This is a genomic window from Promineifilum sp. (SeqCode) (assembly GCF_041918635.1).
Taxonomy (GTDB): domain Bacteria; phylum Chloroflexota; class Anaerolineae; order Promineifilales; family Promineifilaceae; genus Promineifilum.
On record NZ_JAYRVJ010000799.1, the window covers coordinates 1 to 18,838 of the forward strand.

At 66.4% G+C, this 18,838-nt stretch carries 12 protein-coding genes and 1 pseudogene; 7 read left to right on the top strand and 6 right to left on the bottom strand.

Translation table 11 applies throughout. The features are described 5' to 3' along the window. The first annotated feature begins 24 nt into the window (after positions 1-24). From ACE3UY_RS22760 to ACE3UY_RS22775, 4 genes are all read left to right on the top strand, one after another. Entirely contained in the window at positions 25-8,082 is an 8,058-nt protein-coding gene (locus ACE3UY_RS22760) for a GH36-type glycosyl hydrolase domain-containing protein (RefSeq protein WP_374689756.1), read from the top strand. Between the two features lie 148 nt (positions 8,083-8,230). Next, the gene (locus ACE3UY_RS22765) at positions 8,231-8,998 is read left to right on the top strand and encodes a (Fe-S)-binding protein (RefSeq protein WP_374689757.1); all 768 of its coding nucleotides are present in this window, start codon (positions 8,231-8,233) and stop codon (positions 8,996-8,998) included. Next, the gene (locus tag ACE3UY_RS22770) at positions 8,995-10,494 is read left to right on the top strand and encodes a LutB/LldF family L-lactate oxidation iron-sulfur protein (RefSeq protein WP_374689758.1); all 1,500 of its coding nucleotides are present in this window, start codon (positions 8,995-8,997) and stop codon (positions 10,492-10,494) included. The genes ACE3UY_RS22765 and ACE3UY_RS22770 overlap by 4 nt, the downstream gene beginning before the upstream one ends. Beyond that, complete coding sequence (locus ACE3UY_RS22775; protein WP_374689759.1) at positions 10,484-11,176, top strand: lactate utilization protein C; 693 nt, start codon at positions 10,484-10,486, stop codon at positions 11,174-11,176. The genes ACE3UY_RS22770 and ACE3UY_RS22775 overlap by 11 nt, the downstream gene beginning before the upstream one ends. Positions 11,177-11,381: 205 nt before the next feature. Here ACE3UY_RS22775 and ACE3UY_RS22780 read toward each other — a convergent pair whose 3' ends face one another. Beyond that, positions 11,382-12,632: a glycoside hydrolase family 1 protein gene (locus ACE3UY_RS22780; RefSeq protein ID WP_374689760.1), complete on the bottom strand. Its 1,251-nt coding sequence runs from the start codon at positions 12,630-12,632 to the stop codon at positions 11,382-11,384. 480 nt (positions 12,633-13,112) lie between these two features. On the opposite strand from ACE3UY_RS22780, the gene ACE3UY_RS22785 reads away from it, so the two are divergent. Next, positions 13,113-13,343, top strand: a complete 231-nt coding sequence (locus ACE3UY_RS22785) for a DUF2283 domain-containing protein (protein WP_374689761.1) — start codon at positions 13,113-13,115, stop codon at positions 13,341-13,343. A gap of 55 nt (positions 13,344-13,398) precedes the next feature. Here ACE3UY_RS22785 and ACE3UY_RS22790 read toward each other — a convergent pair whose 3' ends face one another. The 5 genes from ACE3UY_RS22790 to ACE3UY_RS22810 form a co-directional block, all read right to left on the bottom strand. Continuing rightward, positions 13,399-15,144 carry an alpha-glucosidase gene (locus tag ACE3UY_RS22790; RefSeq protein WP_374689762.1) on the bottom strand — a complete coding sequence of 582 codons (1,746 nt, stop codon included), beginning with the start codon at positions 15,142-15,144 and terminating at the stop codon, positions 13,399-13,401. A 121-nt stretch (positions 15,145-15,265) separates the two neighbouring features. Continuing rightward, the gene (locus ACE3UY_RS22795; protein WP_374689763.1) at positions 15,266-15,592 is read right to left on the bottom strand and encodes a hypothetical protein; all 327 of its coding nucleotides are present in this window, start codon (positions 15,590-15,592) and stop codon (positions 15,266-15,268) included. A 27-nt stretch (positions 15,593-15,619) separates the two neighbouring features. Further along, positions 15,620-15,796 (bottom strand): hypothetical protein, encoded by a 177-nt coding sequence (locus ACE3UY_RS22800; protein WP_374689764.1) that lies wholly within the window; start codon positions 15,794-15,796, stop codon positions 15,620-15,622. Further along, a complete protein-coding gene (nth, locus tag ACE3UY_RS22805) occupies positions 15,780-16,457 on the bottom strand; it encodes an endonuclease III (protein WP_374689765.1) in 678 nt (225 codons plus the stop codon). The genes ACE3UY_RS22800 and nth overlap by 17 nt, the downstream gene beginning before the upstream one ends. Before the next feature lie 5 nt (positions 16,458-16,462). Further along, complete coding sequence (locus ACE3UY_RS22810) at positions 16,463-16,747, bottom strand: DUF1905 domain-containing protein (RefSeq protein ID WP_374689766.1); 285 nt, start codon at positions 16,745-16,747, stop codon at positions 16,463-16,465. A gap of 171 nt (positions 16,748-16,918) precedes the next feature. On the opposite strand from ACE3UY_RS22810, the gene ACE3UY_RS22815 reads away from it, so the two are divergent. Both ACE3UY_RS22815 and ACE3UY_RS22820 read left to right on the top strand, forming a co-directional pair. Further along, a complete protein-coding gene (locus tag ACE3UY_RS22815; protein ID WP_374689767.1) occupies positions 16,919-17,368 on the top strand; it encodes a pyridoxamine 5'-phosphate oxidase in 450 nt (149 codons plus the stop codon). Between the two features lie 83 nt (positions 17,369-17,451). Next, positions 17,452-18,838 (top strand): annotated as a pseudogene (locus ACE3UY_RS22820) (helix-turn-helix transcriptional regulator); the annotation flags it as partial.

Sequence of the window (18,838 nt, forward strand, 5' to 3'; positions counted from 1 at the left end):
CTGATCCACCATGCCGGCCGCGACGTGCTGGAGAAGCGGATCGGCTATCGCCCGCCCTGGCGCGGTCAGCTGGGGCGCTGGGCCTACCGCCACCCGGCGCTCGTTTACATGGGCGGCGCGCTGGCGATGACGGCGCTTATCGTCGCCATCCTGGCCGCCTATGCCGCGTCGGCCTCTGCGCTCGCGCCCTCCGGGAGATGGGGAGCAGGGGTCTGGTTAGCGGCGCTGCTGAGCCTCATCCCGGCCACGGCTGTCGTCGTAGCCGTGCTCAACTGGGCCGTCACCGGCCTGACTACGCCGCGCGTCCTGCCCAAACTTGATTTCGAAGACGGCGTTCCGGCCGCTTGCCGGACGATGGTGGTCATCCCCGGCCTTTTCACCAGCGCCGGCGAGGTCGATTCGCTGCTGAGCCAGCTGGAGTTGCATTATCTGCGCAACGCCGACCCCGCCCTCGGCTTCGCCCTGCTGACCGACTTCGCCGACGACGACGCGCCTGAACGAGAGGAGGACGAGACGCTGCTGGCGCGAGCCATCGCCGGCATCCAGATGCTCAACAAGAGCCACGCCCGCCAGCCGTTCTATCTCTTCCATCGCCGGCGGCTCTGGAACCCCAAGGAGGGCAAATGGATGGGCTGGGAGCGCAAGCGCGGCAAGCTGCACGAGTTCAACGCCTTGCTGCGCGGCGCGTCGCACACCTCATTCATCGTTCGCGAGGGCGATTTGAGCGCGTTGCCCGATGTCCGCTACGTGATCACGCTCGACGCCGACACCGTGCTGCCTCGCGACGCCGCCCGGCGGCTCATCGGGGCGCTGGCCCACCCGCTGAACCAGGCGCAGATCGACCCCCAGACCCGGCGCGTCGTCGATGGCTACGCCATTCTGCAACCGCGCACCGAGATTCTGCCCACCAGCGCCTCCCACTCGCTCTTCACCCGTGTCTTCGGCGGCGACACGGGCCTCGACCTCTATACCCACGCCGTCTCGGACGTGTATCAGGACTTGTTCGGCGAAGGCTCCTACGTCGGCAAAGGCATCTACGACGTGGACGCCTTCGAGTACTGTCTGGCCGGTCGCGTCCCGGAAAACCGCCTGCTGAGCCACGATCTCTTCGAAGGCAGCTATGCCCGCGCCGGTCTGGCGTCGGACGTGGTGCTCTATGAGCAGTTCCCCTCCCACTATCTGGTGCACATCCGGCGCACGCACCGCTGGATTCGGGGCGACTGGCAACTGCTGCCCTGGCTGCTGCCCTGGACGCCCGCCGCCCCCAGCGACGAGGAGCGCGGCGCGGGCCATTTCCGCCGCAATGACCTGTCCCTCCTCGGCCTCTGGCGCATCGCCGACAACTTGCGGCGCAGCCTGCTGGCCCCGGCGCTCTTCGCCCTGCTGGTAGCCGGCTGGACGGTGCTACCCGGCTCGCCGCTGGTCTGGACGGCTGTGGCGCTGCTCGCGCCGGCCATTGCCCTGCTAATTGGCACGGTCACGGCCGCCGTCCGCGCCCTGGTGGGCGAGCTTCTGGGCGTGCCCGGCGCGAGCTGGCGCGACGTGCAGCGCCCCTTGCGCGACGGGACGATCCGCTGGCTACTCCAGATCGCCTTCTTGCCCTTCGAGACGGTGCTCGTCCTCGACGCGGTGCTGACCACGCTGTGGCGGCTGATCATATCTCGCCGCAACCTGTTGCAGTGGGTCACCGCCGCGCACACCGAGCAGGTCATCGGCCGCGAGCTTTCTGTGACGTCCACGCGGCGAACGATGCTGCCCTCTATTCTGCTCACTCTGGCGGCACTGGGCCTGGTCATCGTGAGTGATTTCGATCTATTGGGTGCGGGCGCGGTCACGCCGACGCTGGCCAGACCCGTGGCGCTCGCGGCGGCCCTGCCCGTCATCGTCCTGTGGTTACTGGCCGCCCGCATCGCCCACTGGGTCAGCCGGCCCGACCAGACGGACACCCAACCCCTCTCCGACGCGGAGATCGCCGAGTTGCGGCAACTGGCCCGGCGCACCTGGCTTTTCTACGAGCAGTACGTCGGCCCGGCCGACCACTGGCTGCCGCCGGACAACTATCAGGAGTGGCCGCGCGGCATCGTCGGTCACCGCACTTCGCCGACGAATATCGGCCTCTATTTGCTGACGGCCGTCTCGGCCTGGGACCTGGGCTACATCAGCCTGACCCACCTGACCCTGCGCCTGCGCTCCGCGTTCGAGGCGCTGGAAACGCTGGAGCGCTACCGCGGCCACTTTCTGAACTGGATCACGACCGACACCCTGCGCCCGCTCTACCCGCGCTACATCTCCACGGTGGACAGCGGCAACCTGGCCGCTTCGCTGATGGTGCTGCAGCAGGCGTGCCTGGAAGCGACCCGGCGCTCACTGTGGCATGAGGAACGGTGGGCGGGGCTGCTGGATGTGTTGGCGCTGACGCAAGGTTCCCTACGGGCTGATGGGATCGGTGAGCAGGGGAGCGGGGGGGCGGGGGAGCGGGGGAGCACTGAAAACGGCTCTTCCCCTAGCCCCTATCCCCTGGCCCCTGGCCCCTACGATGCCGTGCGCGACGGTCTGGAGACGATGCGCGCCCGCATCGAGACCGGCCGGAGTGACCCGCGCGCCTGGATCGCGCTGGCGATTCAACTGGCCGAAGTCGATCTGCCCAAATTGGAGCGCGCCATGATCGCCCTCTTTCAGGAGGAGGCGGAGCGCGGCGAGTGGTTGCACGAGTGGCGCGTCTACGTCGACAGCCTGCGCCAGAACGTACGCGGCATCAAACGCGACCTCGACCTCTTCTTCCCCTGGCGGCCGTTGCTGGACGAGGCCCCGGAGTGGCTGGATGGGCCAGACGTGCCTGACGGCGTCCCCGCAGCCCATGAACGGCTGCTCGATCTGCTGGCCGGCTTACCCACGCCGGAAGCCGCGCCGGAACTGCTCGCCGAAGCGGCGGCGACGGTCGATGCGATCAGCGCGAGGCTGGCCAACTGGCGAGATGCCCGCGCGCCGGCCGGACTGGCCTGGTGCCGGCGGCTCAACCCCGCCCTGCACAGCGCTCGCCTCACCATCTCCTCCTTGAGGGAAGATCTGACGGCCCTTTCCCAGCAAGCTATCGCCTTCGCCGACGGCATGGAATTCAGCTTCCTATTCAACGAGCGCCGCCAGGTCTTCCACATTGGCTACAACCTGGAAAACGACCGGCTCGATGACAGCTATTACGACCTGCTGGCCTCAGAGGCGCGCATTGCCAGCATCGTCGCCATCGCCAAGGGAGACGTGCCCCAGAGCCACTGGCTGCACCTCTCGCGGCCGCTGGCTCAGACGACGGACGGGCTGGCCCTGCTCTCCTGGAGCGGGACGATGTTCGAATATCTGATGCCGCCGCTGCTGATGCGCAACTACCGCGGCACGCTGCTGGAACGCAGTCTGCACGCCGTCATCCACGAACAGATTCAATACGCCGCCCAGCGCGGCGTGCCGTGGGGCATCTCGGAGTCCGGCTTCTACGCCTTCGACAACGCGCTCAACTACCAGTATCGCGCCTTTGGCGTGCCGGGACTGGGTTTCAAGCGCGGGCTGGGCGAAGACCTGGTGATCGCCCCCTATGCGTCGCTGCTGGCGCTGGCCTTCCGGCCGCGCGACGTGCTGGACAATATCGCCCGGCTGCGCGCGTTGGGGGCGATGGGCCCCTATGGGCTGTATGAGGCGGTTGACTTCACCAATTCGCGCACCGACGTGGAGGACGGCAGCGGGGCCATTGTGCGCTCCTACATGGCCCACCACCAGGGCATGATCATGCTCTCCCTGCTCAACTTCCTGCGCGGCGACCGCATGACGGCCCGCTTCCACGCCGACCCGCGCATCCAGAGCGTTGAACTGCTGCTGCAAGAGCAGTTGCCGCCGCGCCCGCAACTGGAGCAGCCGCACAGCGAGGACCGTCTCGACGCGCCCGCGGCGGGGCCGACCATCACCGCCGATCCCTGGCTCGTGCCCGTCGTCAGCCCGATGCCCCAGGCCCACGTGCTGTCCAACGGCCGCTTCAACACGCTCATCACCAATGCCGGTGGAGGGTATTCCGCGCTGGGCCAGGACTACGCCTGCACCCGTTGGCGGGCCGACACGACGCTCGACGAGTGGGGCTGCTGGCTCTATGTCCAGGACCTCGACCGCGGCCAGACCTGGTCGGCGACCGTTCAACCCGTCGTGCGCTGGCCGGAGGCGATGGAGGTGCAGTTCTACCCCCACATGGCCCTCTTCCGCCGCCGCGACTTCGACATCGCGCTCCAGATGGAAGTCATCGTCTCGCCCGATGAGAACGTTGAGGTGCGCCGCATCACGCTCACCAATGACAGCGACGAGCCGCGCCGGTTGCGCCTGACCAGCTATGGCGAGGTCGTCCTGACCGATGCCGCCTCCGACCGCCGCCATCAGGCGTTCGCCAAACTGTTCATTGAGAGCGAGTACGTGGCCGAGGTCAACAGCCTGTTCTTCCGCCGCCGGCCGCGTTCGTCCAAGGAAGACCCGCACTATCTGGGCCACATGCTGGCCGTCCGCGAGGGGGAGTTGACCCGCGCCTACGAGAGCGACCGGGCCGCCTTCCTGGGGCGCGGCCGCGCCCCCGGCCCGGCGGGCAGCGTCGGGGGGCCGGCCGCGCTGGTCGGGCCAGAGTGGCTGTCGGGGAGTGTCGGCGCGACGCTCGACCCGATCATGTCGCTGGGGCAAGAGGTGGCGCTGGAGCCGCGCTCGTCGGTCGAGATCGCCCTGATCACGTTTACGGCCTACACGCGCGAGGAGCTGCTGGCGCTGGCCGAGCGCTACCGGCGCTGGTCGGTCATCGAGCGGGTGCGCGACCGCGCCCGCAACTTTGCCCTGCGCGAGTTGCGCCAGTTGGACATGCCCATCGACAAGCTGGCGGCCACGCAGAAGTTATTGTCGCTGCTGCTCTACCCCCACGCCGCGCTGCGTGCCGGCCGCGATACGCTGGCCGCCAACCGCCACGGCCAGACGGCGCTGTGGCCCTATGGCATCTCCGGCGACCACCCCATCCTGCTCTTCCTGATTGAGGACGAGTCGGCTGGCGAACTGCTACAGGAGGCGCTGCGGGCGCACAAGTATTGGCGCGCCCGCGCGCTGCCCGTGGAACTGGTCATCCTCAACCGGCGTAACTCCTCCTACGAGCAGCCGCTCCAGGCCTATATCGGCCGCCTCATCAACCGCGCCGAGTGCCAGAACTGGCTCAACCGGCGCGGCGGGATCTTCATGCTGCGCGAAGACCAGATGAGTCCCGAGCACGTGACGCTGCTGCTGACGGCGGCGCGGGTCATCCTGGATGGGGCGGCCGGAACGCTGGACGAGCAACTGGCCCGGCTCCTCGACCAGCCGCCGCCGCTGCCCGACTTGCCGCCGACGCTGGCTCCGACCCCCATCGTCGCGCAGGATGCTTATCCTGCGTCTGCCATCAGCGCACGGGATGCTTATCCCGTGCCACAGAGTTCTGTGTCACGTCCGGAAGGGCTGCTTTTTGACAACGGGTATGGCGGCTTCAGCCCTGGTGGGACGGAATATGTCATCTACGTGCAGCCCGAAGCGGGAGCGGGGGAGCAGGGGAGCGGGGGAGTGGGGGGGAAAGAGTCTTCAACCGAGGTTTCCTTCACCCCTGCACCCCTGTACCCCAGCACCCCTGCTCCCCCGCTCCCCTGCCCCCCCGCTCCGTGGATCAACGTCATCGCCAACGAGCAGGCCGGCTTTCTCATCTCCGAGAGCGGCGGCGGCTATACCTGGGCGATCAACAGCGGCGAGAACCGGCTGACGACCTGGCGCAATGACCCGGTGACGGACACGCCGGCCGAAGCGCTCTATCTGCGCGACGAGGAGACGGTCGAGGTGTGGTCGCCCCTGCCCCAGCCCACCCCGGCTGATGGGCCTTATCTGGTGCGCCACGGCTTGGGCTACACCGTCTTCGAGCACCACAGTCACCAGGTCAACCAGTCGGTGCGCCTGTTCATGGCTCCGGACGACCCGGTGAAGATCATCGAGGTGCGGCTGGAGAATACCTCCGACCGCCCGCGCCGCCTGACGCTGACGCTCTACGCCGAGTGGGTGCTGGGCGTGTCGCGCGAGGAGAGCGTCCCGTTCATCATCCCCACCTACCGGCAGGAGCTTGACGCGCTGCTGGCGCGCAACCCGTACAACGCCGCGTTCGGCCAGCGCGTCGCCTTCGTGGCCGCCTGCAAGCGGCCGCATGGCGTGACGACCGACCGGATGGAGTTCCTGGGCCGGCTGGGGAGCGTGCAGCGCCCGGCCGCGCTGCGGCGCATTGGCCTGAGCAACCGCGTGGAACCGGGCCTCGATCCGTGCGCCGTCATCCAACTCCACGTCGACCTGCCGGTCGGCGAGGATAGAGACGTTCCGGCGGAACGTCTCTACTTCCTAATCGGCCAAGGCGAGGACGAGGACGACGCCATCGCCCTGATCGCGCGCTACCGCGACGCGGCGCAGGTCGAGATGGCGCGGCGCGACTCAGCCGAGCGATGGGAGCGGCTGCTCACGACCGTGCAGGTGGAGACGCCTGACCCGGCCATGAACCTGCTGCTAAACCGCTGGCTGCTCTACCAGACGCTCAGCTGCCGTGTCTGGGGGCGGTCGGCGCTCTATCAGTCCAGCGGGGCCTATGGCTTCCGCGACCAGTTACAGGACGTGATGGCCCTCGTCCACACGCGGCCCGACCTGGCCCGCGCCCACATCCTGCGCGCCGCCGCCCACCAGTTCGAGCGCGGCGACGTATTGCACTGGTGGCACCCGAGTCAATCAGGAATGGGGGATGGGGGCGCGCGGGGGGTGAGGACGCGCATTAGCGACGACCTGGCCTGGCTGCCCTATGTGACCGCGTACTACGTGGCGACCAGCGGCGACGCGGCCATCCTGGATGAGACCGCGCCCTTCCTCATTGGCCCGCCGCTGGAGCATGGCGAGGAGGAGCGCTACGGCCACTTCGAGCGGAGCCTGCGCGACTACTCGCTCTATGAGCACTGCCTGCGCGCCCTGCGACAGGCGGCCACCGAAGGCCGTCACGGGCTGCCGCTCATCGGCGCCGGCGACTGGAACGACGGCATGAACCGCGTCGGCGCGGAGGGCCAGGGCGAGAGCATCTGGCTGGCCTGGTTCCTCTATCGCGCCCTGCTCGACTTCGCCGAACTGTGCGAGGCGCGGGGCGGCCCGGAGTCCGCTGACGCCGAGGCCGCGGCCCAATTGCGCGAGCGGGCCGAGGCGTACCGGGCGGCGGTCGAGCAGCACGGCTGGGATGGAGCGTGGTATCGCCGCGCCTATTACGACGAGGGCGCGCCCCTCGGCTCCCAGCAGAGCGCGGAGTGCAAGATCGACTCCATCGCCCAGTCGTGGGCCGTCCTCTCCGGCGCGGCCGATCCCCAGCGGGCGCGGCGGGCCATGCAGTCGGTGGCCGACATGCTGGTGGATGACGCCCACAGCCTGCTGCTGCTCTTCACGCCGCCGTTCGACCGGACGCCCAAAGACCCCGGCTACATCAAGGGCTATCTGCCCGGCGTGCGCGAGAACGGCGGGCAGTATAGCCACGCCGCCATGTGGGCCATCTGGGCCTGCGCCGAACTGGGCGACGGCGCGGGGGCGGAGCGCCTCTTCCGCCTGGTCAACCCCATCTACCACGCCGACACGACGGCTAAGGCCGACACCTATAAAGTAGAGCCTTACGTCGTGGCCGCTGACGTGTACAGCCTGCCCGCTCATCGCGGACGCGGCGGCTGGACATGGTACACCGGGTCGGCGGCGTGGATGTACCGGCTGGGCGTCGAGGGGCTGCTGGGCCTACAGCGGCGCGGGGACAGGCTGCGGCTGGAGCCGCGCATCCCGCCGGCGTGGAACGGATTCCGGCTGACGTACCGGTACGGCGAGACGCGCTACCATTTTGACGTGCGGCGGGCCAAAGAGATAGAAACCGAGTTTCTCGGAAGAAACTCGGTTTCTCCCCTGTTGATCGTGGACGGTATGTCACAGCCGGATGGGTGGGTGGCGCTGGTGGATGACAGTGGGGAGCATCAGGTTGAGGTGATCCTGCCGGATCAGACCTGACAGGTGGGCGGCCACTGGTACTCTAATAGGAACGAGCCTCATGGCCGCCCACGTGTCAAGGCCCTTAGTCAGGCGTCCCTCAGCGTCCTATTCTTGTTTCGGCCCAACCGCGCTATCATCCATAGTAGATCACCAATGGAGCGCAGCCATGGACGACATTCCGCAGCAACCAACGCGCGTTCACCTGTTCGCCACCTGCCTGATAGAGACCATCCGGCCGCAGGCGGGCCTGGCCGTGGTCGACTTTCTGGAGCGATTGGGCCTGACGGTGGAGTATCCGTCCGGCCAGACGTGTTGCGGCCAGCCGGCGTTCAACACCGGCAGTTGGGGCAACGCCCGGGCCATGGCCCGCCAGACGCTCGACGTGCTCGGCGCGACAGAGGGGCCAATTGTTGTGCCGTCCGGCTCCTGCGCGGCCATGATTCGCCGCCACTACCCGGAGTTGCTGGCCGGCGACGCGGTGTATGGGCCGCTGGCGGAAGCGGTGGCAGGGCGGGTGTATGAGTTCGCGGAATTCGTGGGGGAAGAATCCCCAGATTTCGCAGATTACGCAGAGGGGACACGAGGGGATTCTGCGGGGCCGCGGGTGAAGGTGGCTTATCATCCGTCGTGCCACCTGGTGCGGGAGTTGGGGGTCAGGGACGCGCCGCGGGCGCTGCTGGCGGCGGCCGAGGGGGTGGAAGTGGTCGATCTGCCCGACGCCGAGGCGTGCTGCGGCTTCGGCGGCCTGTTCGCCATCAAGATGAGCGGCATCTCGTCGGCCATGCTGGCGCGCAAGCTCGACGCCATCGAGCGCAGCGGGGTGCAGGTCGTCACCGGCTGCGACGCGAGCTGCCTGCTCCACATCGCCGGCGGCCTCCACCGGCGCGGGTCGCCGGTGGCGGTGAAGCATCTGGCCGAGTTGCTGGCCCCATGAGCCTGACCGCGCCCAACGTCAGCTTTTTCGAGCGCGTGGAGGACGCACTGGGCAACGACTTCCAGCGCCGCGCCTTCGACCGCGCCTCAACGCGCTTCACCACCCTGCGCCGCGACGCGCTGGCGGCGCTGCCTGAGGCGGAGGCCATCCGCGACCGCGCCCGGCTCATCCGCGCCCACACCATCAGCCGGCTCGATAGCTATCTGGAGCAGTTCGCCGCGGCGGTGGAGGCGGCCGGCGGCCACGTCCATTGGGCGGAGGACGCCGAAGCGGCCAGCCGCTACGTGGTTGAGATCGCCCAGGCAGCCGGGGTGAGGCTGGCCGTCAAGTCGAAGTCGATGGTGACGGAGGAGATTCACCTGAACCGGGCGCTGGAGACGGCCGGCGTGCGCGTCGTGGAGTCGGACCTGGGCGAGTACATTATCCAGCTGGCCGGCGAGACGCCGTCGCACATCATCACGCCCGTCATCCACAAGACGAAGGAGGAGTGCGGCGCGATCCTGCACGAGAAGACGGGCGCGCCGCTGACGGACGAGCCGGCCGAGATGACCGCCGCCGTGCGCGAGCAGATGCGGCGCATCTTTCTGTCGGCCGGCATGGGCATCAGCGGCGTCAACTTTGGCGTGGCCGAGACGGGCGCGATCTGTCTGGTGACCAACGAGGGCAACGGGCGCATGACGACCACCCTGCCGCGCGTCCACGTGGCCGTAATGGGTATCGAGCGGCTTGTGCCCACACTGGCCGATTTGGGCGTCATGCTCCAGGTGTTGGCGCGCTCGGCTACGGGGCAACAACTGACCGTCTACACCAACCTGGTCACCGGCCCGCGCCGCCCCGACGAGCCGGACGGCCCGGACGAGATGCACGTCGTGCTGGTGGATAACGGCCGCAGCCGCGTCCTGGCCGGCGAGATGGCCGAAATACTGTACTGCATCCGCTGCGGCGCGTGCCTCAACGCCTGCCCCGTCTACCGCGAGATCGGCGGCCACGCCTACGGCAGCGTCTACCCCGGCCCGGTTGGCGCGGTGCTGACGCCGGCGCTGGGCGGCATCGAGGCGTGGAGCGACCTGCCGCAGGCCAGCACGCTGTGCGGCGCGTGCCGCGAGGTGTGCCCGGTGCGCATCGATATCCCGCGCATGCTGCTGGCGTTGCGGCGCGAGGCGGACGAGGCCGGCCGGTCGCCGCTGTGGGCGGGGCCGGGGCTGGCCGCCTTCCGGCTGGCGGGGGCCGGGCCGGGGCGCTTCCATGCGGCGGTGCGGCTGGCCGGCGCGGCCACCCGGCTGCTCGGCCGCGGCGGCTGGCTGACGCGGCTGCCGCCGCCGTTGGACGGCTGGACGAAATCGCGCGACTTCCCGCCGTTCGCTGACAAGCCCTTCAGCGAGCAACTGGCGGCGCGCCGCCGGGGCAACGTCCCCCCTCCTTCCCGGAAGGACGGGGGAAGGGCAACATCCCCCCTCCCTCCGGGAGGGGCCGGGGTAGGGGACGATGAGCGATAGCCGCGCGGCCATCCTGGGCCGCATCCGGCAAAGCCTCCGGACGGCGCATTTGCCGGACGCAGGCGACCTGCCCGCCCTAGACCTGACAGGTCTCAGAAGACCTGTCCGGTCTGGATTGGTCGACCAGTTTATCGCGGCGCTGGAGGCGGTGGGCGGGGAGGTGGTGCGCGCCGCCGGCGCGGACGAAGGGCGGGCGCGGCTGCTTGAGCTGTTATGGCAATCGGACGCGCGCGAGGCGCTGGTGTGGCCGGACGAGGAGCTGCCCTTCCCCATCGGCGAGGCGTTGCGAACGGCGGGGGTCGCGCCCGTCTTCGCCCGTCTGGACGGCGACCCGGTCCGGCGGCAGGCGCAACTGGAGGCGCTGGATCGGCCGGCGGTGGGCGTGACGGGGGCGCTCGCCGGGCTGGCTGACACGGGCAGCGTGGCGCTGCTGAGCGGGCCGCGCCGGCCGATGACCGCGTCGCTGCTGCCGCTGACTCACGTGGCGTTGCTGCGCGAGGGTGACATTGTGGCCGATATGGCGACCTTTCTGGCCCCCGAAACCGGGTTTCTCGGAAGAAACCCGGTTTCGGCGCGCAATCTCGTCTTCATCACCGGCCCCAGCCGGACGGCCGACATCGAGATGGTCATCACGCGGGGAGTGCATGGGCCGAGGCGGGTGGTGGTGGTGATTGTGACGTAGTAAGCAGTAAGAAGTAAACCGTATTCAGTAGGTCAGTGTTTGGTGGTCAGGGCCGCCCCGGGCTGAAGCCCGGGGCTAGTGAACGACGGCCCCTGAACGGGCCTTTTGGGCCGCAGCGGCTAGCAGCCGGCTTCAGCCGGCGCTGTTGGCTAGCCCGGCGCCTTCAGGCCCGGGCGGGCTGGTGGGTTGGACATCGATCAGTTTGTTAATCCCCTGACAACCGGTTAGCCTGGGCGATCTGGCCCAGCCAATAGCCGCTCGGTTTGACGGTGCGCTGCTGCGTCTCGCGATCCACGGCGATAAGGCCGAAGGTGGGGCGGTAGCCCAACAGCCACTCGAAGTTGTCGAAGGCCGACCAGTAGGTGTAGCCGCGCACGTCCAGCCCATCGCGCAGGCAGTTGATAACGCCGTTGAGGGCGCGGCGGACGTACGCGATGCGGCGTGTGTCGTCGCCGGTGCCGATGCCGTTCTCGGTAACGATGACCGGCCGGCCGGCGATGGCGATGGCGTGACGGATGGTGGCCTCCAGCGCCTCGGGCCAGAACTCGTAGCCCATGTCGGTCAGCTCGACACCCGGCTCCGGCGGCAGGGGGCCGTCTGGGCCGCAGCGCATCCGGCTGTAGGTCTGCACGCCAACGAAGTCGTCCTGGCGCAGTTGTTCCAGATAGAAGCCGTTGATCTCGTAGTCCAGGCGGGCGGCCGTCGCCTCGCCGTGTTCGGCGGGCTGGATGTCCTGCAGGGCCAGGGTCAGGCCGACGGGGTAGTCGCCGGGGCCGCTCTTGAGGGCCGCCACCGCTCGGCGGTGGGCATCCATGACGACGCCGGCGGCGCGGGGCGAGGCGGCGGCCAGGAACGTCACGACCTCTTCCGGGGCGATGCCCAGTTGCCGGGCGACGGCGGCCTGCCACGGCAGCGGCGAGGGCCGCTCGCCCGCGGAGGGGATGCCCATGGTGATCAGCCGGCCGATGTTGGCCTCGTTCAGGGTGCAGGCCGCGCCGATGAGGTCGCCCAGGTGGCGGGCCGTCCGCTCGCAGTAGCGGGCGAACAGGTCGGCCGTCTCCGCGCCCTCCCAGCCGCCGGCGGCCAGCAGCCAGCGCGGCGAGGAGAAGTGGTGGAAGGTGACCATGGGCGTGATGCCGTGCTCGTGGCAGGCGGCCAGCATGCGCCGGTAATGGTCGAGCGCGGCCCGCGAGAAGTGGCCGCGCTCCGGCTCGATGCGCGCCCACTCGACCGAGAAGCGGTACATATTGAAGCCCAATTCGGCCAGCAGGGCGATGTCGGCCGGGTAGCGGTGGTAGTGGTCGCAGGCGTCGCCCGACGGCTCGATGAAGCCCGAACCGGGCGTGTGTTCCAGCAGCCAGATGTCGTTGTTGACGTTGTTGCCCTCTACCTGGTGGGCGGCGGTGGCCGTGCCCCAGAGGAAGTTGGGTGGAAAGTCAAAGGGGGTTGTGTTCATGGTTACTCCTTGGTTGAGGTTCCAGGGGCCAGGGTGGATATTACTAAGGGAAGAGTGTTCTTCCTGGTAACCTATTTCTTCCCCAGTCCCTAAATAATGGTCGTCTATTTCTAGCTCTCACGCCTCTTGGACAGCTATGGTATACTGAAGACCATCAATCGCGACCGTCTGAAGCGCTATCATGATCCTCGTACGCTCGGTCAACTAGGTGCTCATTCGACTAACAACCGAGCGGTGGGATCATATCGTGCATCAGCACCCGGAAATGACGACACAACGCGAGCGAGTTTTGGAGACGGTGAGCGCTCCAGACCTCGTTCAAAAGGGTGACTTCGGCGAGTTGCTGGCATTGCGCTTGTATACCCAAACGCCGTTAACGCGCAAGTATCTAATCGTTGCTTATCGAGAAATGACGACAACAGACGGCTTCATCCTAACAGCTTACCTGGCGCGCCGTCCTTCGGCGAGGAGAGAGACGGTATGGACGCGGTAACGATTCTGGAAAAGCCCCAAGACCTGCAGTGGGACTACGACGAAGACGCCGACGTGCTCTACCTCTCTATCGGCGACCCCCGGCCGGCTGTCGGCATTGACATCGGTGAGGGGCTGGTACTGCGCTACGACGAGGCTGAACAGAACGTTGTCGGGCTGACTATTATTGGCCTGCGGACGCGGCTACTCAAAGAGTTGGCGCTAGGCGCAAGGAGCTAGGGAAGACGGAAGCCCGCGCAAGAGCGATCTTTCCCTAGCCCTTAACCCCTAGCACCTATTCGTCCAATTCGCCAATGTAGATACCGAAGGGGGTGAGCATTAACCGGGAAAGGTCGATCATTTCCCCTGCTCCCCCGCCCCCCTGCTCCTCCGCTTTCCAGAGCGATCTGGCAAATCGCGCTACACCGCCAAGGTCGAGCGTCTGCGGTTCCTCAGAGAAGTTGAGGGCGACCAGGCAGCGTTGCGCTTTCGTGCGGCGCAGAAAGACGAGACAGTCGGCCGGGGCGTTCAGCGGCTCGAAGTCGCCCAGGATAAGCGCGGGCGTCCGCCGCCGCAGCCGCAGCATGGCCCGGTAGAAGTTGAGCATCGAGCCGGGGTCATTCGCCTGATCGGCGACGTTGACGCCCTGGGCATAGTTAGGATGGACAGGCAGCCAGGGTGCGACGCCGGCGGGGGTGAAGCCGCCGTTGGGGGCGTTGCGCCACTGCATCGGCGTGCGTCCCTTGTCGCGGCTGAAATTGTTGGCGAGGGCCAGCGCTTCATTCACGTCCAGCGCGTCAATGCGCCCCTCGTCCGCCTCGGCCATGATCATCTGGTAGCGCCAGACGCCCAGGTTGTCGCGGAACTGGCCGATGTCGGCCAGGGGCCAGTCGCCCATGCCGATCTCCTCGCCGTTGTAGAGGAAGGGTGTGCCGCGCAGGGTGAGCATCAGCGCCAGATGGAGCCGGGCCAGGGCGTCGGGGTCGCGGCCGTCGGCATAGCGGCTGAGAACGCGCGGCGAGTCATGGTTGCCCAGTGTGTTGCAGGGCCACGCTCCCGGCGGCAGCGCGGCCAGCCGTTCAGCCTGATTCGCCAGAATCCAGGCCGGCGTCAGGCGCGCCGCGCGCATCAGCGGAAAGTTGAAGGTCAGGTGCAATTCGTTGTCGCCGTCGCCGTAGTAGCTGATCTCGTCCGTCTCACCCACCAACACCCGGTCGTCGTACTCGTCCACCAGCGCCCGCAGCTCGCGCATCAACTCGTGGACGCCGGGCTGATCGACCTGTTTCTCGATGAGCCGCCGGAACTGCTCGGCCAGGTAGCGGGCGTGTTCGGTGTCGGTCTGGCTCGGGAAACTGTCGCGCAACTCCCGGAACAAGTCACGCTGGGACATCTCGGCCGTATGGTCGGCCAGGGTCGGGTCTTCGAAGAGTGTGCCAATGGCGTCGAGCCGGAAACCGTCGACGCCCAGGTCGAGCCAGAAGCGGGCGGCGTCGAACATGGCCCGTTTCACTTCGGGGTTGCGCCAGTTCAGGTCGGGCTGCTCCTTGAAGAAGTAGTGGTAGTAGTACTGGCCGGTCGCGGCGTCGTATTCCCAGGCCGAATCGCTGAAGGCGGCGTGCCAGTTGTTGGGCGGCCCGCCGTCGCGGCCGTCGCGCCAGATGTACCAGTCACGCTTGGGATGGTCGCGGCTGGAACGGGAGTCGATGAACCACTGGTGCTGGTCGGAGGTGTGGTTGAGCACCAGGTCGAGGATGATGCGGATGCCGCGAGCGTGCGCCCCGTCGAGGAAGCGCTTGAACTCATCCAGCGTGCCGTACTCCTCGGCCGGGCTGAGGTAGTCGGCGATGTCGTAGCCGCAATCGAACTGCGGCGAGGCGTAGTGGGGGGAGAGCCAGATGGCGTCGATGCCCAGGTCTTGCAGGTAGTCGAGCTTGTCGATCAGGCCCGCGAAGTCGCCGATGCCGTCGCCGTTGCCGTCGGCGAAGCTGCGGGGATAGATTTGATAGAAGACGGCGGTTTGCCACCAGGGTGTGTGTTTCATAGTGTCGCACTATATGAACAGTGTGGGGGAATTGTCAAGTAAAGTAGGGGCGGGTTTGAAACCCACCCATACCATGGAAACAGGTAGGTTGCACCTCAGAAGGTGCAACCCACCTGCGCTTCTACAGCACCGGGCTACGAACGGCGCTATGTTTCAAGCCATAATCGAGGTTGTTCACGATGTCGTCGCCATAGGGCTGGCTGAGTCCGGCGTATTGGCCGGTGACCGGGTCATACTGAGCGATATTGCGCGGGGCGCAGCCGTCCGGCCCCCAGCTCCAGGCCAGCCAGCCGATCTTGTTTATCTTTAGAGTGTGCAGCAAGCTCTGATAGGTGAAGGTGTTTGCCGGGGCGTGACCCTGGTTGAGGCCGTCCAGATCGTAATAGCACTGGTTCGCCACGCCATTGTTGTCCTCCCCATACTGCTTGTTGGCGATTTCGCCAAACACGAGCGGGAGATTGTGGTCGACGGCCGTCTAAATGTGCGGCCGGCCATCAAAGCCCGCCCAATAGGCATGGACGCTCAACAGCAGATTGTGATCGGGGTCGTGGTCGATCAGTTCTTGACCGATGGAAGCGGGAGTACCCACTTCGTGACCTGGCGCGCCAATATCCCTCCGGCCCGGCATGGGCGGGTCACCGATGCCGCTCAACGCCCACCTGCCGGCACATCTCCAGCACCGGACAAGTGGAGCAGCGGGGCAGCTCGCCGGTGCAGATGTGCTTGCCGAAGGGGACGAGCAGCCGGTTGATGTCGATCCAGTGCGCCCGCGGCAACACCCGTTCCAACTCGACCATCGTCTGTTCGGGCGTCGGCGCGGCCACGTAGCCCCAGCGATTGGTGACGCGGTGCACGTGGATGTCGACGCTGATCCACGGCTGGTCGCAGGCAATGCCTAATGCCAGATGAGCGCACTTGACCCCCACGCCGGAAAAGGAGAGGAGCACCTGTTCGTCACAGGGCAACTCGCCGCCGTACTCGTCCACGATCCGGCGGGCGATGGCGTGTATCTGGAAGGACTTGCGTTCGTGGAAGGTGCTGGAGGCGATCAGCCGGTCGATCTCGTCCGGGGCGAGTTGGGCCATGGCGGCCGGGGTGCGGGCTACGTCCAGCAGCCGTCGAGCGATAGGCAGCGACGCTTCGTCGCGGGTGCGGATAGAGATGATGCAGGCGATGAGTTGTTCGAACGGCGTGGCATAGCCCAGTTCGGCCAGTTCGAACATGGCCGCCTTGGGGTAGGGTTCAACGGCCGCCTCAATGCGGTTCAGGGCCAGGTCTATATCCAGCGGTCGTTTGGGCGGCGAGTCGTTCATGGCTTTCAACTCACTTCGAGGCGCAGTGTCACGCTGTCGCCTTCCCCGATCTTCTCCGCCCGGCGGACGCTCACTTTGATGGGCACGATGTAGCCGCCGTCTTTGGGAAACAGGGAAGTCTTCCATACAGTCCGACCGATCCGGGCCGTGACCGGGATCATGCCCCAGCCATACGTGACCGAGCCGGAGATGAAGTGTAACTCATGACTTTGCTCCTCCGGCACGGTGACGAAGTAAAATGGCGCCGGGCCTTTCCAGAACCAGATTTTGCCGGTGAATTCGAGGTTCATCAATGTACTCTATCCGATTGCGGTCATAAGTATATCGAGCTCTTAGCGAACAGCGAGAGCCTCGCTTTTCGCCGCCCTGCTATAACCCTATCCAAAAGGGCAGTTGACGCCAACCGGCCCGTCCATACCATACGAGATAGACAGGAACCTATTCCCTCGGGAGGCATGACCATGAGTTGGCGTCAATTGGCAGCGGCCGACCCAGAATTGGCTGCTTTTGGCAAAGAACGGCTACATGACCGGGTGGCCTACCTGGCCACGCTTCGTCAGGACGGCTCGCCGCGTTTACACCCGGTCCGGCCAATTTTAAGCGACACGCACCTCTTCATCTTTATGGCATCAACCTCGCCCAAACGACACGACCTGGCACGAGACGGGCGTTACGCGCTGCACGGCACGATTACCAATCCCGATGGGGGGCCGTGGGAGTTTTATGAGTTCTCCGTCGAGGGCTGGGGCGTACGGATCGAAGACCCGGCCATCCGGCAGCAAGCCAGTGCGGCCACCGCCTACCCACGGGACGAGACTTTCATCCTTTTCGAGTTAAGCGTCGAACGCGCCTTTTCAACCGTCTACGGCGCGGATGGGCAGCCGGTGCGACGGCGCTGGCCAGCGACCTGAACCCCCGTGGCGCGGGTTTCCTACCAGGCAAGAACGGGCGATTTCTCTATTCCAACAGCAAGTTTGTGCTCTATAATGAATCCATGCCCGCATCGGTTTTGGCCACGAAACTTTATGCCCCCCCACGCCGGTTTACTATTGTCTCGCGCCCTCGCCTGATCGAGCGGCTAACCGAGGGGTTGTGCCAGGATCAAGGGTATGGACAGAAACTGACCCTCATCTCCGCCCCGGCTGGCTTTGGCAAAACCACCCTCCTTAGCGAATGGATTCCTACCTGTCAGCGGCCGGTGGCATGGTACTCGTTAGATGAGGAGGATAACGACTTAGCCCGTTTCCTGGCTTACGTGGTGGCCGCCTTGCGGATGATTGTACCGGATATGGGCGAGCAACTTTTAAGGGTGCTCCAAAACCCGCCACTTCCGCCAACGGACGCGATGCTGACCCCCCTGATTAATGAAATCGCGGCCATCCACTCCGATTTCATATTCGTACTGGACGACTATCACGTGATTGAGTCCCAGGCGATTGACAACGCCCTGACCTTTCTCATTGACCACTTGCCGCGGCCCATGCACCTGGTCATCACCACCCGCGAGGATCCGAGTCTACCCCTCCCCCGCTTACGCGCCCGTGGTCAGTTGACTGAGCTGCGCGCCGCTGACTTGCGTTTTACCCCCGCCGAAGCTGCCGAATTTCTCAACCAGGTCATGGGCTTAGCGCTTTCAACGGAAGAGGTGGCGATCCTGGAAACCCGCACAGAAGGCTGGATTGCCGGCTTGCAGTTGGCGGCGCTCTCCATGAAGGGTCGCCAGGATATTCCTGGGTTCATCCGGTCATTTGCCGGCGATCATCGCTACATCGTGGATTATCTGGTCGAAGAGGTGCTGAAGCACCAGCCTGAAGCGGTTCGAAACTTCCTGATGCAGACCGCCATCCTGGATCGCCTGAATGGGCCGCTGTGCGACGCGGTCACCGGACAGGAGGGCAGCAGCCAACGGCTGGAGGCGCTCCAGCGAGGCAATTTCTTTGTGGTTCCCTTGGATGATCATCGCCATTGGTATCGCTATCACCACCTCTTTGCCGAAGTCCTGCGCGCCTATTTGCTGGCGGAACAGCCCCATCAAGTCGCCGGGCTGCACCTGCGCGCCAGCGAGTGGCATGAGCAGCATGGTTCGACGGCCGATGCGATCCGCCATGCGCTGGCCGCCAGGGATTTCGCGCGCGCGGCGGGTCTGATCGAACGGGTTTTTCCGGCCATGAGCCGGAGCCGGCAAGAGGTGACACTGCTCGGTTGGCTCCGGGCATTACCTGAAGCGCTGGTCCGCGAGCGGCCCGTGCTCTGCAACCTGTTCGGCGGGGCGCTGCTTCAGACCGGCGAGCTAGAGGGCGTGGAGACCTGGCTGAGCGCCGCCGAAACGTGGTTGGAACCACCTGCCGATCTACCCATGCCGCCAGACGCTCGGCCTTCCC

Coding starts and splice junctions, on each gene's coding strand:
- ACE3UY_RS22765 (WP_374689757.1), top strand. CDS start 8,231: ATGGACGACATTCCGCAGCAACCAACGCGCGTTCACCTGTTCGCCACC.
- ACE3UY_RS22770 (WP_374689758.1), top strand. CDS start 8,995: ATGAGCCTGACCGCGCCCAACGTCAGCTTTTTCGAGCGCGTGGAGGAC.
- ACE3UY_RS22775 (WP_374689759.1), top strand. CDS start 10,484: ATGAGCGATAGCCGCGCGGCCATCCTGGGCCGCATCCGGCAAAGCCTC.
- ACE3UY_RS22780 (WP_374689760.1), bottom strand. CDS start 12,632: ATGAACACAACCCCCTTTGACTTTCCACCCAACTTCCTCTGGGGCACG.
- ACE3UY_RS22785 (WP_374689761.1), top strand. CDS start 13,113: ATGGACGCGGTAACGATTCTGGAAAAGCCCCAAGACCTGCAGTGGGAC.
- ACE3UY_RS22790 (WP_374689762.1), bottom strand. CDS start 15,144: ATGAAACACACACCCTGGTGGCAAACCGCCGTCTTCTATCAAATCTAT.
- nth (WP_374689765.1), bottom strand. CDS start 16,457: ATGAACGACTCGCCGCCCAAACGACCGCTGGATATAGACCTGGCCCTG.
- ACE3UY_RS22810 (WP_374689766.1), bottom strand. CDS start 16,747: ATGAACCTCGAATTCACCGGCAAAATCTGGTTCTGGAAAGGCCCGGCG.
- ACE3UY_RS22815 (WP_374689767.1), top strand. CDS start 16,919: ATGAGTTGGCGTCAATTGGCAGCGGCCGACCCAGAATTGGCTGCTTTT.